14 protein-coding genes are annotated in these 13,857 nt (G+C 57.5%); 5 read left to right on the plus strand and 9 right to left on the minus strand.

Annotation, left to right across the window (positions count from 1 at the left end):
* Positions 1-43: 43 nt before the first annotated feature.
* The 6 genes from msrQ to QK293_RS23870 form a co-directional block, all read right to left on the minus strand.
* Complete coding sequence (gene msrQ / locus QK293_RS23845; protein WP_282381760.1) at positions 44-664, minus strand: protein-methionine-sulfoxide reductase heme-binding subunit MsrQ; 621 nt, start codon at positions 662-664, stop codon at positions 44-46.
* The gene (msrP, locus tag QK293_RS23850; RefSeq protein ID WP_282381763.1) at positions 664-1,677 is read right to left on the minus strand and encodes a protein-methionine-sulfoxide reductase catalytic subunit MsrP; all 1,014 of its coding nucleotides are present in this window, start codon (positions 1,675-1,677) and stop codon (positions 664-666) included. The genes msrQ and msrP overlap by 1 nt, the downstream gene beginning before the upstream one ends.
* Positions 1,678-1,740: 63 nt before the next feature.
* Complete coding sequence (pssA, locus tag QK293_RS23855; protein ID WP_282381766.1) at positions 1,741-2,598, minus strand: CDP-diacylglycerol--serine O-phosphatidyltransferase; 858 nt, start codon at positions 2,596-2,598, stop codon at positions 1,741-1,743.
* 144 nt (positions 2,599-2,742) lie between these two features.
* Positions 2,743-3,759: a ketol-acid reductoisomerase gene (gene ilvC, locus QK293_RS23860; protein ID WP_007948647.1), complete on the minus strand. Its 1,017-nt coding sequence runs from the start codon at positions 3,757-3,759 to the stop codon at positions 2,743-2,745.
* Between the two features lie 48 nt (positions 3,760-3,807).
* Complete coding sequence (gene ilvN / locus QK293_RS23865; protein WP_003176102.1) at positions 3,808-4,299, minus strand: acetolactate synthase small subunit; 492 nt, start codon at positions 4,297-4,299, stop codon at positions 3,808-3,810.
* 2 nt (positions 4,300-4,301) lie between these two features.
* Positions 4,302-6,026, minus strand: a complete 1,725-nt coding sequence (locus QK293_RS23870) for an acetolactate synthase 3 large subunit (RefSeq protein ID WP_282381770.1) — start codon at positions 6,024-6,026, stop codon at positions 4,302-4,304.
* Between the two features lie 400 nt (positions 6,027-6,426).
* Between QK293_RS23870 and QK293_RS23875 the strand changes: the two genes are divergently transcribed.
* Positions 6,427-6,843, plus strand: a complete 417-nt coding sequence (locus tag QK293_RS23875) for a DUF4124 domain-containing protein (protein WP_282381771.1) — start codon at positions 6,427-6,429, stop codon at positions 6,841-6,843.
* A gap of 13 nt (positions 6,844-6,856) precedes the next feature.
* Here the strand turns inward: QK293_RS23875 and QK293_RS23880 are convergent, their stop codons facing one another.
* The 3 genes from QK293_RS23880 to mrcB are packed head-to-tail and all read right to left on the minus strand — an operon-like array spanning position 6,857 to position 10,267.
* Positions 6,857-7,192, minus strand: coding sequence for a YqcC family protein (locus QK293_RS23880; protein ID WP_282381772.1), 336 nt, complete (start codon positions 7,190-7,192; stop codon positions 6,857-6,859).
* On the minus strand, positions 7,192-7,926 hold the full coding sequence (locus tag QK293_RS23885; RefSeq protein ID WP_282381774.1) for a tetratricopeptide repeat protein: 735 nt from the start codon (positions 7,924-7,926) through the stop codon (positions 7,192-7,194). The genes QK293_RS23880 and QK293_RS23885 overlap by 1 nt, the downstream gene beginning before the upstream one ends.
* Before the next feature lie 16 nt (positions 7,927-7,942).
* Positions 7,943-10,267 (minus strand): penicillin-binding protein 1B, encoded by a 2,325-nt coding sequence (gene mrcB / locus QK293_RS23890; protein WP_282381776.1) that lies wholly within the window; start codon positions 10,265-10,267, stop codon positions 7,943-7,945.
* A gap of 119 nt (positions 10,268-10,386) precedes the next feature.
* On the opposite strand from mrcB, the gene QK293_RS23895 reads away from it, so the two are divergent.
* The 4 genes from QK293_RS23895 (at position 10,387) to QK293_RS23910 (ending at position 13,713) form a co-directional block, all read left to right on the plus strand.
* Positions 10,387-11,943, plus strand: coding sequence for a bifunctional aminoglycoside phosphotransferase/ATP-binding protein (locus QK293_RS23895; protein ID WP_282381777.1), 1,557 nt, complete (start codon positions 10,387-10,389; stop codon positions 11,941-11,943).
* Positions 11,944-12,034: 91 nt separating this feature from the next.
* A complete protein-coding gene (locus QK293_RS23900; protein ID WP_008015079.1) occupies positions 12,035-12,379 on the plus strand; it encodes a pentapeptide repeat-containing protein in 345 nt (114 codons plus the stop codon).
* Positions 12,380-12,624: 245 nt separating this feature from the next.
* A complete protein-coding gene (locus QK293_RS23905; RefSeq protein WP_007971093.1) occupies positions 12,625-12,897 on the plus strand; it encodes a TfoX/Sxy family protein in 273 nt (90 codons plus the stop codon).
* 15 nt (positions 12,898-12,912) lie between these two features.
* Complete coding sequence (locus QK293_RS23910) at positions 12,913-13,713, plus strand: cyclic nucleotide-binding domain-containing protein (RefSeq protein WP_282381790.1); 801 nt, start codon at positions 12,913-12,915, stop codon at positions 13,711-13,713.
* Positions 13,714-13,857 lie beyond the last annotated feature (144 nt).

A 13,857-nucleotide genomic window follows, 5' to 3' on the forward strand; every position in this document is an offset into this window, starting at 1 on the left:
TGGGGCGAATTATAGACGTCCAGAATCTGCCGTCAACACCTAATTACGCTTTTCTCGCAGAAGGCGCCTTTTTAGCAATTAAACGGGGGATTCGGCGGGTTACAGACGGTATCCGCAACACCAATAGCAATGCACCTATAGAGGCGTAGACCGCCCACTCCTTTAGATCGGCGCGAACAATCCACAACATGTGCAGCAAACCAAGCCCGAGAACCACGTAGAAAAGACGATGTAATTTCTTCCAGCGAGAACCCAACCGCCGCTGACTATAACGATTTGAGGTCACCGCCAATGCCAATAAACAGAGAAACCCCAGCGTCCCGACAATAATGTACGGCCGCTTACGTAACTCGACGCCCAACTGCGACCAATCAAAGCCAAGGATGAATGCCGTATACCCACTCAAATGCAAAACCACATAAGCGAAGCACCACAACCCCAGTTGCCGCCGGACAGCAATCCACCCCGCCCAACCGGTAAGCTTCTGCAAAGGTGTAATGGTTAAAGTAATGAGCAGCAGGACAAGCGTCCCCAGCCCCAGCCGGTCAACCAGTACCTTGCCCGGGTCAGGCCCAAGTACATCCTTCCAGGCCTGGTACAGCCAAAGCAGTGGCCACACCCCTGCCGAGATAAAGACGCCCATTCGCCAAAACGGAAATCGCATCAATAGTTCTTCCGCAAATCGAGCCCTGTGTAGAGAGAGGCGACTTCATCCGAGTAGCCATTGAACATCTGCGTGTCCCGCACATTGGGCTTGAACAGCCCGCTCGGCAAGCGCCGTTCACGCGCCTGAGTCCAACGAGGATGGTCGACCGCAGGATTCACGTTCGCGTAAAAACCATACTCATCCGAGGCAATGCTCTGCCAAGTGGTTTTCGGCTGCTCGCTCACCAGACTGATCCGCACGATAGATTTAACGCTCTTGAAACCATACTTCCAAGGCACCACCAAACGCAGAGGCGCGCCGTTCTGATTAGGCAACTCCCGCCCATACATACCCACAGCAAGAATCGCCAACGGATTCATCGCCTCATCCAGACGCAGCCCTTCCACATAAGGCCAGTCGATCAAGGCAAAACCGGAACGCTGCCCGGGCATGCTCTTGGGGTCCTCCAGGGTTTCGAAGCGAATGAATTTGGCTTTGGAAGTCGGCTCGACCTCCTTGAGTAACGCCGAGATGGGAAAACCGATCCATGGAATGACCATCGACCAAGCCTCTACACAGCGAAGACGGTAGATGCGTTCCTCCAATTGATAAGGCTTCATGAAGTCTTCCAGTGCGTACCGTCCCGGCTTGCCTACCTCCCCGTCCACCACCACGCTCCAAGGCTCGGTTTTCAGCGCGCCAGCGTTGGCAGCGGGATCACCTTTATCGGTGCCGAAATCATAGAAGTTGTTGTAATGGGTGGCGTCCTTGAATGGCGTGATCGCCTCATCCTTGACGTTGACCGCACCCCACTTCGTAGAAGGAAGTTTTTCGGCAAACCAGGAAGGCGCCTTGCCAGGCTCGACATCAGCATAACGCGCAGCATCGTCGGCAGAGGCCCAACGTGGCAGGCTGCTCACGGCCACACCGGCAACGGCGGCGCCAAGAACATCGCGACGAGATAGATAGAAGGATTCAGGCGTGACGTCCGACTCATGGCAGTCAGACGCTTTGGAGACTTTGATCAGCATGGCAACTCCGCAGCATTGGAGGACAGATGTACCAATAGACTGCGGAGTATGAGGGAAATTACATCACTCGGCGCTTTTGTGCCGACGAAGACGCAACAGGTACTGCACCGGACCAGAAGCCGCATAGGCAAGGAAAACCAGCAGCAGGATGCGCGGCGGATCACTGAAAACCACGGCAAACACCAACACCACGGCGAGAATCGCCACGAAAGGTACGCGCCCTTTCAAGTCCAGCTCTTTGAAGCTGTTGTACTTGATGTTGCTGACCATCAGCATGCCCGCAGCCGCGACCATCAGCGCAACCAGGAAGGACATCTTGGAGCCCTGGATACCGTAATCACTGAATGCCCAGACTATGCCTGCGACCACACCAGCAGCAGCCGGACTGGCCAGGCCGATGAAGTAGCGTTTGTCCGCGGTGCCGACCTGGGTATTGAAACGCGCCAGGCGCAACGCCGCGCCAGCGACATAAATAAAGGCGACCATCCAGCCGACCTTACCCATGTCGCCCAACGCCCAACCGAACGCCAACAATGCCGGCGCAACACCAAAGGCGACCATGTCCGACAGCGAGTCGTACTCGGCACCGAAGGCGCTCTGGGTATTGGTCATACGGGCAACGCGACCATCGAGGCCGTCGAGCACCATCGCAACAAAAATTGCAATTGCTGCAAAAGCAAAATACTTGCTCGCACCCACTGAATCACCGGCACTCAAGGCGCTCTGGGCGCTCATGGAGTTGATGATGGAATAAAACCCTGCGAACAGATTCGCAGTGGTGAACAGATTCGGCAGAAGATAGATACCACGATGCCGGACTTTACGACCTTCAGCGTCATGCCCTTCCTCGATGTGTTCATCGATGGGCAGCAGACTTTCGGCGTCAGAAGCCTGGTTTGGCTCTTCGGGACGTTCGCTCATGGACATTACCTTGCAACGGGGTGGAAAGTTTGGACAGGTGTCTGGGACGACGGTTCGGCCGCAAACGATGCAGCTTTATACCAGAACCGGTCACCCAAACGAAAAAACGCGGCCTAGGCCGCGTTTTCCGTACAAGTGCGCGACTTAGTTTTTAGCTTTGTCGACGATCTTGTTGGCACCGATCCACGGCATCATAGAGCGCAGTTGCTCACCGATGATTTCGATACCGTGAGCGGCGTTGTTACGACGCTTGGCGGTCATCGAAGGATAGCCGGTAGCGCCTTCGCTGATGAACATCTTCGCGTATTCGCCGTCCTGAATACGTTTCAGGGCATTGCGCATGGCCTGACGGGATTCGGCGTTGATCACTTCCGGACCGGTCACGTACTCGCCGTATTCAGCGTTGTTGGAGATCGAGTAGTTCATGTTGGCGATACCGCCTTCGTACATGAGGTCAACGATCAGCTTCAGTTCGTGCAGGCACTCGAAGTAAGCCATTTCTGGCGCGTAGCCCGCTTCGACCAGGGTTTCGAAACCGGCTTTGACCAGTTCAACGGTACCGCCGCACAGAACGGCTTGTTCGCCGAACAGGTCGGTTTCGGTCTCGTCCTTGAAGGTGGTTTCGATGATGCCGGTACGACCGCCACCAACGCCAGCGGCGTAGGACAGTGCAACGTTCTTGGCGTTGCCCGAGGCGTCCTGATAGATAGCGATCAGATCAGGAATACCGCCGCCCTTCACAAACTCGGACCGCACGGTGTGGCCCGGAGCTTTCGGCGCGATCATGATCACGTCGAGGTCAGCGCGCGGCACAACCTGGTTGTAGTGGATCGCGAAACCGTGGGAGAAGGCCAGGGTGGCGCCTTTCTTGATGTTCGGCTCGATTTCGTTTTTGTACAGAGCGGACTGGAACTCGTCCGGGGTCAGGATCATGACCAGGTCGGCAGCCGCAACAGCGGAGGCAACGTCGGTCACTTTCAGGCCGTGAGCTTCGGCTTTGGCAACAGTCGCCGAGCCTTTACGCAGGCCAACGGTAACGTCAACGCCAGAGTCTTTCAGGTTGCACGCTTGAGCGTGACCTTGGGAACCGTAACCGATGATGGCAACTTTCTTGCCCTGGATGATCGACAGGTCGCAGTCTTTTTCGTAATAAACTTTCATGAAATTCCCCTATATATCCAGGCCGTTCAGGCCATTCGCTAATTTGGTTTAGATGCTGAGTACTTTGTCGCCGCGGGCGATACCGGTTACGCCGCTGCGGACGGTTTCCAGAATCGAGGCGGTGCCGATGGACTGAATGAAGCTGTCGAGCTTGTCGCTGGTACCGGTCAATTGAACGGTATACACGCTAGCGCTGACATCGACGATCTGCCCACGGTAAATATCGGTGGTGCGCTTGATCTCGGCGCGCTGGGCACCGGTGGCCTTGACCTTGACCAGCATCAGTTCGCGCTCGATGTGAGCACTCTCCGACAGGTCGACCAGTTTGACCACTTCGATCAGCTTGTTAAGGTTCTTGGTGATCTGCTCAATCACTTCATCATGACCGACCGTGGTCAACGTCAGACGCGACAGGGTCGGGTCTTCGGTTGGCGCCACGGTCAGGCTTTCGATGTTGTAGTTGCGCTGCGAGAACAGGCCGACTACACGAGACAGAGCGCCCGGTTCGTTTTCCAGAAGCAAGGAAATAATGTGCCGCATGATTAAGTACGCTCCGTCTTGCTCAGCCACATATCGCGCATGGAGCCGTCTTTGATCTGCATCGGGTAGACGTGCTCGCTGGTGTCGACCGAAACATCGATGATCACCAGACGATCTTTCATGGCGAACGCTTCCTCCATCTTCGACTTCAAATCTTTCGAGTCGGTGATGCGCATGCCGACGTGACCATAGGCCTCCGCCAACTTGACGAAGTCAGGCAGCGACTCCATGTAGGAATGCGAGTGACGGCTACCATAGCTCATGTCTTGCCACTGGCGAACCATACCCAGAACACCGTTGTTCAGGATCACGATTTTCACCGGCAAGCCATATTGCAGACAGGTGGACAGTTCCTGAATGTTCATCTGGATGCTGCCCTCGCCCGTTACGCAGGCGACGTCGGCATCCGGGAAGCTCAACTTTATGCCCATGGCCGCCGGAAAACCGAAGCCCATGGTGCCCAAGCCACCGGAGTTGATCCAGCGGTTCGGCTTGTTGAACGTGTAGTACTGCGCCGCGAACATTTGGTGCTGACCCACATCGGAGGCCACAAAAGCATCGCCCTTGGTCACTTCGCACAGGGTTTCGATCACGGTCTGCGGCTTGATGACGCTGCCGTCGCCCTTGTCGTAAGGGAACAGGCCGCGGTCACCGCGCCACTCATCCACTTGCTTCCACCAACTGGCCACGGACTCCTTGTTCGGGGTCTCGCCGATTTCCTTCAAGATCGCGACCATTTCGGTCAGGACACTTTCCACCGGACCAACGATAGGTACGTCGGCCTTGATGGTCTTGGAGATCGAAGCCGGGTCGATGTCGATGTGAATGATCTTGGCGTTCGGGCAGAACTTCGCCGGGCCGTTGATCACTCGGTCATCGAAACGCGCACCGACTGCAAGGATCACGTCGGCATGGTGCATCGCCAGGTTAGCGGTGTAGCTGCCGTGCATGCCGAGCATGCCGATGAACTGACGGTCGGTGCCAGGGTAGGCACCCAGGCCCATCAGGGTGTTGGTCACTGGCAGGTTGAGCATCTTCGCCAATTCGGTCAGCGGCGCGGAGCCACCACCGAGGATCACACCGCCGCCTGCGTACATCACCGGACGCTTGGCCGCCAGGAGCATTTCTGCTGCCTTGCGGATTTGCCCCGAGTGACCGCGAACGGCTGGGCTGTAGGAACGCAGCTTGGCTTTTTTCGGGAAGATGTATTCGAACTTCTCGGCCGGGTTGGTCATGTCTTTCGGGATATCGACCACGACCGGACCCGGACGACCGGATTGCGCAAGGTAGAACGCTTTCTTCATGACTTCCGGGATTTCCGACGCGTGCTTGATCATGAAGCTGTGCTTCACGATCGGCCGGGAGATACCGATCATGTCGGTTTCCTGAAACGCGTCAGTGCCTACCATGTTGCTAGGCACCTGGCCGGAAATGATCACCATCGGAATGGAGTCCATGTAGGCCGTGGCAATACCGGTGATGGCGTTGGTTGCGCCCGGGCCGGAAGTGACCAGTACCACACCGGCTTTACCGGTGGCACGAGCATAACCGTCAGCCATATGGGTCGCAGCCTGTTCGTGACGAACCAGGATGTGGGTCACTTCCGGTTCTTTGAACAGGGCATCGTAGACATGAAGAAGAGCACCACCCGGGTACCCGTAGATATATTTGACGCCTTCGTCACGCAAAAAGCGGACGAGCATCTCACCGCCAGATAAAAGCTCCACGTTGTTCACCTCTAAAACGCCAGAATACCGCCCACATAAAAGAGGACGGGTCTTAATAGGTTTACTTCTCAGCAGAGCATGAGCGACGGTGGTCGCCGACTACGTCAGCACTGACTGAGCAAGTATTGGGATCGTCCCAAGTGTTGCGGGCCTTTCCCACCCAGCGCGAGGTAACGCGTTGCGGGTGTAACAGGTCGGCGCGGATGTGCGCCTCATGATCTGCTGAGCGGGCCTGCTTCTGGCAGTCCCTCTGCAGCGGACTTTGGATTCTTCTGTTTCGTCCTCTCCAAGTCAAGTCGTCTATGTGCTTTATTGAACTAAGCACATGAGAAAGCAAGAAAAAACCGCTAAACAGCAACTGTGTTAGCTTCAATTGCGCAACCCATGACAAGGAAAAGGCATGCGAACGATCTTCTTCATGGTCACTCTGCTGATCAGCCCTTTATGCATGGCAGGCCAGATCTACAAATGGGTCGACGCTCAGGGCATTACCCACTTCGACGCCCAGCCGCCCCAAGGCCGGGAAGCCACCACTGTGGTCACGCCCTCCGCGCCTGCCAGCAACCAGGCCCCACCGCCACGCAGCGGTGCCATTGGCGATCAACAGGCCATCGACAAAAAAGTGAAAAAGCAGGTCAACGAGCAGCAAGCCCAGCTGAAGGTATTCTGCGAACAGGCGCGAACGAACCTGGCTCAACTGCAGAACAATCCGCGAATACGGGAGGATGTCGACGGTGAGATGCGCCGTCTGACCGATCAGCAACGTCAGGAGCGCATCACCGAAGCACAGAAACAGATTGCGGGTAACTGCCGGTAGACACCTGTAGGAGTCAACGGGAGGCGGTAATCAGTAGATCAAACTCTTTGAGCAGCACCTGCAGCTGCCGATCCTTGCCCTGGAGATTACGGGCGGCGAAGACCATTTCGGCCATCTCCTGAATTCCCGACGCGTTTGGCAAGGGCAGATCCTGCTCGAGGATCGCCTTCATCCGCGGAAGGAAGATCCATTGCAACCACTGCTCGAAATCCAGCGTGTCGACCGAGAATGGCTCGACGCTGGAAAGCGCTTCAGCGGATGGCGAGACTTCGTCCCACCAACCCTGAACCCGCAGCTCACGCTCGATCAACAGCAACTGTTCGGCAATTTTCGGAAAGCGTGCATCCATCACAGCGAAACCTTGGCCTTCTGACGGGCCAATGCTGCGCCAGCGGAATCACCCTGTTTCTCACGCGCCTGAGCGATCAATTGCCACAGGCTGGCCTGAAGCGCCGGACGACCATTGGCGAAAGTCAGGCCACGACGAGCAAACTGTTCGGCTTGTGGCGCATCGCCTTGAGCCATGCGCACCTGAGCCAGACGATAAAGCACTTGTGGCTCACGCGGTGCGACACGCTGGGCGCGCTCAAGACTCGAGGACGCACCGTTGAGATCACCGCTTGCCTGTTGCTGCTGAGCGGTAGTCAGCAAGGCCAGAACCGGACCGTCCAATTGCTCGTCGGCAGACAAGCCACCGGAGTTCGCCGAAGGAATCCCGCTCGGCGTCGACGGCATGCTGTAGCTGCCCTGATTGACCGGTGCCGACTGGACCGGCGCGGTATCGATCGGCCCCGGGGTAATCGGGCCTGGCGTGATCGGCGAAGAGCTGATCGGTGCGGACGCCACTGCACCGCCACCTGGCACCATCACGACGACGCCGGTATCACCTTGTGGAATTGCCTGAGTCTGGGCTTGCGCAGGACGTTTTGTCGTCGTCTGACGGAAACCGCCTTTCGCGGACACTCGCTCACTGTTGGAGACAGCACTGCCGGAATCCACAACTGGAATCGAACCGCGTTGTACGGAGGAGCAACCGCTGAGCAAAGCCACGGCGGTAACCGCTGGAATCAACCACTTGTTCACTTGAAACCCTCTTTGCTTAATTCATCCAGCCTTTGACCCAATCCATCACCGTTTCGCCGGAAACAGGGCTTTCGCCACCGCAAGCGGCACCGGGAGGCGGTTCGCTGCCGCGAATATACGGCATCTGCACGGCACCTGGGCAGTTGGCATCAGAGCCTTGTCCTGTGCGCGAATCAACCCAGGCCTGAACAATGTTATCTGGCTGCGGCATGTCCAGCGGCAACGGATCGGCCTTGCGCATAAAACTGGTCCAGACTTGCAATGCACCGGTGGCACCGGTGAACGGTGTCTTGCCGTTGTCATCGCGACCCAGCCAGACCACTGCCAGCAGGTCCTGACTGAAACCGGCGAACCAGCTGTCCCGCGAATCGTTACTGGTGCCGGTCTTGCCGGCCAGCGTCAGGGTTTTCGGTAACACGTTGTAAACCGAACTGCCGGTGCCTTCACGCATGACCCGCTGCATGGCGCTCTGGATCAGGTAAATGGAGGCCGGATCGAAGCGCTGCTGAATCTGGAACGGATAACGCTTGAGCGGTTCGCCTTCGGCGGTCAGTACGCTACGGATCCCGCGCATCGGTGTATTGAAACCACCGTTGGCCAACGTCTGGTACATGGTCGCCACTTCGATCGGGGTCAGACCGCCAGCGCCTAGCAACATCGACGGGAACGCCGGGAATTCGCGACTCACACCGAGACGCGCCAAGGTCTTGAGGACATTCGGTACGCCCACCGCTAACCCGAGACGCGCGGTCGACAGGTTGTAGGAATGCGCCAGGCCCTGATAGAGAAATACGGTGCCGTGGGAACGGCGATCGTAGTTCTGCGGTTTCCAGACTTGACCGTCCGCGCCTTTGATAGAGAAGGAATCGTCCGACAGCCAACTGGTCAAGGTGTACTGGCTCGGTTTCTCAAGGGCTGTCAGATAAACCGCCGGTTTGATCAAGGAGCCGATCGGTCGTACAGCATCCAGTGCACGGTTGAAGCCGGCAAAACCGGCCTGACGACTGCCAATCATGGCCTGCACTTCACCGGTTTCCGGGTTGGTCACGACCATGGCCGCTTCAACCTCATCGGAGCCCTTGCGCCCGGACAGACGTTTGAAGGTGTCGTTGACCGACGCTTCGGCTTTCATCTGCAGGATCGGGTCGAAACTGGTAAAGATCCGCAGACCTTCTTCGGTCAAGTCTTCGTCGCGATAGTCTTCGCGCAACTGACGTTTAACCAGATCGAGGAATCCCGGGAACGAGCTGTCCGCCAGACTGCCGCGCTTGGTCACGCCCAACGGCATCTTCTTCGCGGCTTCGACTTGCTCGGCAGTGGCGACGCCCTGCTCCAGCAATACGTCGAGTACCAGATTGCGCCGCTCAAGGGCACGTTCCGGATAACGACGTGGGTTGTAGGAAGACGGCCCTTTGACCATGCCCACCAGCAACGCCACTTGATGCAGCTTCAGTTCGGCCAACGGCTGGCTGAAGAAGAACTGGCTGGCCAGACCGAAACCGTGCACCGCACGTTGACCGTCCTGACCGATAAACACTTCGTTGAGATAAGCCTCAAGGATTTCGGGTTTGTCGTAGTGCAGCTCAAGCAACAGCGCCATCATCGCTTCGGTGAGCTTGCGGCTCAGGCTGCGTTCATTGGTCAGGTAGAAGTTTTTGACCAACTGTTGAGTCAGGGTACTACCGCCCTGGCGCATCCGACCGGACGAACCGTTGACCCAGATCGCCCGAGCGATCGACTTCGGTGAAACGCCAAAGTGGTGATAGAAGTCGCGGTCTTCAACAGCCACCAGAGTCTCGAGCAAGTACGGCGGCACCTGATCGATCTTGATCAGGATCCGGTCTTCAAGGTTTTTCGGGTACAGGCCACCGATCAGCAGTGGCTCAAGGCGAACGACCGAAAGCTTCGAACCGTTGGTCGCCGAAAGTTCGGCCACGTAGTCGCCAGAGAAACGCACCCGTACCGGCTGCGCTTGCTCCATGCCTTCATAGAACTGAAAGCCACGGGTATTCAGATCGACGGTATTGCCGTTGACCGAGGCGGCACCGGGGCCGTTGGCCGCGCTTTCGCGTCGATAACCCAAGGCATCGAGCTCGGTTAGAAAGTCGTCCTTGCTGAGCTTTTGTCCGACGAACAGCTCGAGCGGGCGCGCATACACCTTCGCCGGGATGGTCCAGCGCTTGCCGGAGAACTTCTCCTGGACGATGGCGTCGAGGTAAACCGCGAACCCAGCGAGCACCACAAGGCCGACCAGACTGAGTTTAATGGCCCAGCCCAGCCAGGGGCGCAGGCCCTTGGAAGGTGGTTTTTTGGGGGTACGGGGGGATCGAGTACGAGTCATGGCGGCGGATTATACGCACTTTATTCATACTCAACAGGAGCCCTCCGAGGTTTGCGTCAGGCGGACTTACGGCCATAATGGCGGCCGTGAATTTTTCCCCAGACTCTGAAGGATCGCCTGTGAGCCAGTCCCTGATCGCTGCCCTGCAAAACCCGGCCCTCTACCCGCATCCCGTAGACGGATTCCAGGTCATCGAAACCCATATTTCCTGGGTAATCCTCACCGGCCCCTTTGCTTATAAATTGAAGAAACCAGTGAATTTCGGCTTCCTGGATTTCACCAGCCTCGACGCTCGCGAGCATTTCTGCGGTGAAGAGCTGCGTCTTAACCAGCGCCTGACCAACGATTTGTATCTAGAAGTGTTGCCGATCACCGGCAGCGCCGAAGCACCCCAACTGGCCGGCGAGGGTCCAGTCGTCGATTACGCACTAAAAATGCGTCAATTCCCGCAGAGCCAGCTGCTCAGCACGCTGCAAGCCAACGGCGAATTGACCACTGCGCACATCGACGAGATGGCCGCGCAGATCGCCCAGTTCCACCTCACCGCACCGAAGGTCCCTGCCGAACACGAAGCCGGCACCCCGGACAGCGTGATGGCGCCGGTACGCCAGAACTTCGAACAGATCCGTCCGTTTCTAAGCGACAAGGCCGATCTGCTGCAACTCGACGCCCTGCAAGCCTGGGCCGAAAGCAGCTTCGAACGCCTCAAGCCACTGTTCGCCCAGCGCAAGGCCGAAGGTTTCATCCGCGAATGCCACGGTGACATCCACCTGGGCAACGCCACCGTGATCGACGGCAAAGTCGTGATCTTCGACTGCATCGAGTTCAACGAACCGTTCCGCTTCACCGACGTTTACGCCGACACCGGTTTCCTGGCGATGGACCTGGAAGACCGTGGTCTGAAGAGTCTGGCGCGTCGCTTCATCAGCCAGTACCTGGAACTGACCGGCGATTACCAGGGCCTTGAGTTGCTGAACTTCTATAAAGCCTACCGCGCACTGGTCCGCGCCAAGGTCAGCCTGTTCAGCATGCCGGCCGAGGCCGACCCGGTGCAGCGAGCCACCACCCTGCGTCAGTACCGCAATTACGCCAACCTGGCGGAAAGCTACAGCACCATTCCTTCGCGCTTCATGGCCATCACCCACGGTGTTTCTGCCGTCGGTAAAAGCCACGTGGCCATGCGTCTGGTGGAAGCGTTGGGCGCCATTCGCCTGCGTTCCGATGTAGAGCGCAAACGTCTGTTCGGCGAGCAAACCGTACCCAACGACCCCCAGGCCGGCATCTATAGTGCAGACGCCAGCGCCGCCACTTACACCCGCCTGCATGAAATTGCCGGGGTAATCCTGCGTGCTGGTTTCCCGGTGGTGATCGATGCGACTTACCTCAAGCGCGACCAGCGTGACGGCGCAGCGAAAATCGCCGAAGCCACCGGCGCGCCATTCCTGATCCTCGATTGCAATGCGCCGCAAGCGGTGATCGAGAGCTGGCTGGCCCTGCGCCAGGCAGACAAAAAGGACCCGTCCGACGCCAACCTGACCGTTATCGAAGCCCAACAAGCCACGCGTGAGGCCCTGACGCCAGCAGAGATTCTCTGCAGCAAACGCGTTCAGACCAATGAAAGCGGAACCCTCGACACAGTCGTTGCACAGATTCGCCAGCGCCTGCCGGGTCTGTAAGAAACTATTTCAGCCGTGAAGCCTTCGCCGGCTTCACGGCTGCCAAATAGTGGCACTATACTGGCGTCATAAAACCAACAGGTGATGTGACATGAGCCAGCCGAAACTACTCGACACCCCGCTTTATGCGTTGCTGCACAAAGACGACATCACAGGTTTCAACAACGAGCGTCCCAAAGACGGACCTATCGACATGGTCGGTGGCGATTTCCGGGGTTTGGACCTGCGTGAGCTGAACGCCGACGGTGTCGACTTTACCGATGCCTATTTCCGCTCCGCCGACTTGCGCGGCATCGACTTTCGCAACGCCTCCCTGGAAGGCGCGAGCCTCGCTCATGCGCAGATCTCCGGCGCCTACTTCCCGCCAGAGCTGAGTGCTGACGAGATCCTGATGTCAATGAATTTCGGTACACGCCTGCGTTATCGCACTCGCTAAAAGCGACCTTTGACTGCCACGTTCAGCGCCCCCGCTTTGCGCTGAACGCTGGGCATATTTTGCCTGGAGACCTGATTCCACCCCCCTCTCTTCCTACCGCGCTCGCGGACGTTCACGCCGCTTGGGGAGTTCGCCGCTTAGAAGCTTTTGCGTCGAAACCGACCAAACAATCACGCTTTTCCTACTGATGGCTACACTCCTGAGAAGCTCGCCCACGCACCGTTCGGCCGTCGCAAGGAGGCTTGATGAATGATGAACTGCAGCACCTGAAGAATCTTGGCAAGACGTCGGCACAGTGGCTGCACGCCGTGGGCATCCACAGCGCTTCGGATTTGCGTCGACTGGGGGCGGTGGATGCTTATCGGGCCGTGCGCACGCGCGGGTTTCGAGCATCCAAGGTGTTGTTGTATGCCATCGAAGGTGCCCTGATGGATGTGCACTGGAACGACATTCCCGCCGAGCGCAAGGAAGCCTTGAACAAACAGCTGGAGGCTATTTCGTCACGTCACAAGAACTGAACGGACGCAGCAACCATGTACCTACTTGGGGAACAACCGGCTTACGCCGATGCGTTGATCAATCGACTGCAACATATTCCCGTCCGCCTGCTGGAAGGTTTGACACCTTGTGGACCGCCCCTGGCGTTTTCAGCCGTCGATGATCTGGCGGCCCTATTACCCGGCAATCAACTGTTTGTATTGGACAATGGCCTGCTGCATGGATGCATTGACGAGCGGGCACTGTTCTATCTGCACGAGGGCGATCTGATCGGCCTGCGTCAGGGCACGGAACTGCCGCGCTGCCGCTTTCGCAGCGATAGCCCACTGGCATTGACGCCTTACCTGCGATCCGAGGTTTTTCAGCATATCTATGCTGTCCCGGAGCGTTCGGAGCTGTTCCTTCAATACATCGCCGGTCAGTCCGCCCTGCTGTCCGACGCCGTCGCCCGCCTGAAACAACCCGAGTTTCGAAGCACCAATGGCTTTCAGCGCGTGGCCAGTGGCGAAGTGTTAATCCGTCAGGGCGATGAGGCGGATCACGTATTCGTCATCATTGATGGTCATGCCGAAGCCTTTGTCGACGGGCATAAAGTCGGTGATGTACCCAAGGACGAGATTTTCGGCGCCATGGCGGTGTTCACCGGCGAGAAGCGTAACGCCAGCGTGATCACCAGCGAACCCAGCACCATCATGCTGATTCCCAAGGACCAGTTTCTCAGTCTGACCCAAAGCAACCCGAAGATCGCCCACAGCCTGATCGAGAGCATGGCCCGACGCATCGACCTGTTGAACAAGCAGGTCACTGAGCTGAGTTCGCTCAATCGTACAGGCTGAAGAGCAATGATTACGGGCGTTTCCCGCCATTGAACAGCGTAGTTCAAATAATTGAGAAATCAGCGGTTGACTTGGTAATGCGAATCGCTATGATTATCACAACTGGTCGCGAGACTGGTCGATATTTGAAAAGCCCTTGGTTCG

Origin of the sequence: Pseudomonas sp. AL03 (genome assembly GCF_029960815.1) — a bacterium.
Taxonomy (GTDB): domain Bacteria; phylum Pseudomonadota; class Gammaproteobacteria; order Pseudomonadales; family Pseudomonadaceae; genus Aquipseudomonas.

What these genes read in the sequence shown, in the direction of transcription:
- msrQ (WP_282381760.1), bottom strand. Translation starts at nt 664, where the DNA reads ATGCGATTTCCGTTTTGGCGAATGGGCGTCTTTATCTCGGCAGGGGTG.
- msrP (WP_282381763.1), bottom strand. Translation starts at nt 1,677, where the DNA reads ATGCTGATCAAAGTCTCCAAAGCGTCTGACTGCCATGAGTCGGACGTC.
- pssA (WP_282381766.1), bottom strand. Translation starts at nt 2,598, where the DNA reads ATGAGCGAACGTCCCGAAGAGCCAAACCAGGCTTCTGACGCCGAAAGT.
- ilvC (WP_007948647.1), bottom strand. Translation starts at nt 3,759, where the DNA reads ATGAAAGTTTATTACGAAAAAGACTGCGACCTGTCGATCATCCAGGGC.
- ilvN (WP_003176102.1), bottom strand. Translation starts at nt 4,299, where the DNA reads ATGCGGCACATTATTTCCTTGCTTCTGGAAAACGAACCGGGCGCTCTG.
- QK293_RS23875 (WP_282381771.1), top strand. Translation starts at nt 6,427, where the DNA reads ATGCGAACGATCTTCTTCATGGTCACTCTGCTGATCAGCCCTTTATGC.
- QK293_RS23880 (WP_282381772.1), bottom strand. Translation starts at nt 7,192, where the DNA reads ATGGATGCACGCTTTCCGAAAATTGCCGAACAGTTGCTGTTGATCGAG.
- mrcB (WP_282381776.1), bottom strand. Translation starts at nt 10,267, where the DNA reads ATGACTCGTACTCGATCCCCCCGTACCCCCAAAAAACCACCTTCCAAG.
- QK293_RS23900 (WP_008015079.1), top strand. Translation starts at nt 12,035, where the DNA reads ATGAGCCAGCCGAAACTACTCGACACCCCGCTTTATGCGTTGCTGCAC.
- QK293_RS23905 (WP_007971093.1), top strand. Translation starts at nt 12,625, where the DNA reads ATGAATGATGAACTGCAGCACCTGAAGAATCTTGGCAAGACGTCGGCA.
- QK293_RS23910 (WP_282381790.1), top strand. Translation starts at nt 12,913, where the DNA reads ATGTACCTACTTGGGGAACAACCGGCTTACGCCGATGCGTTGATCAAT.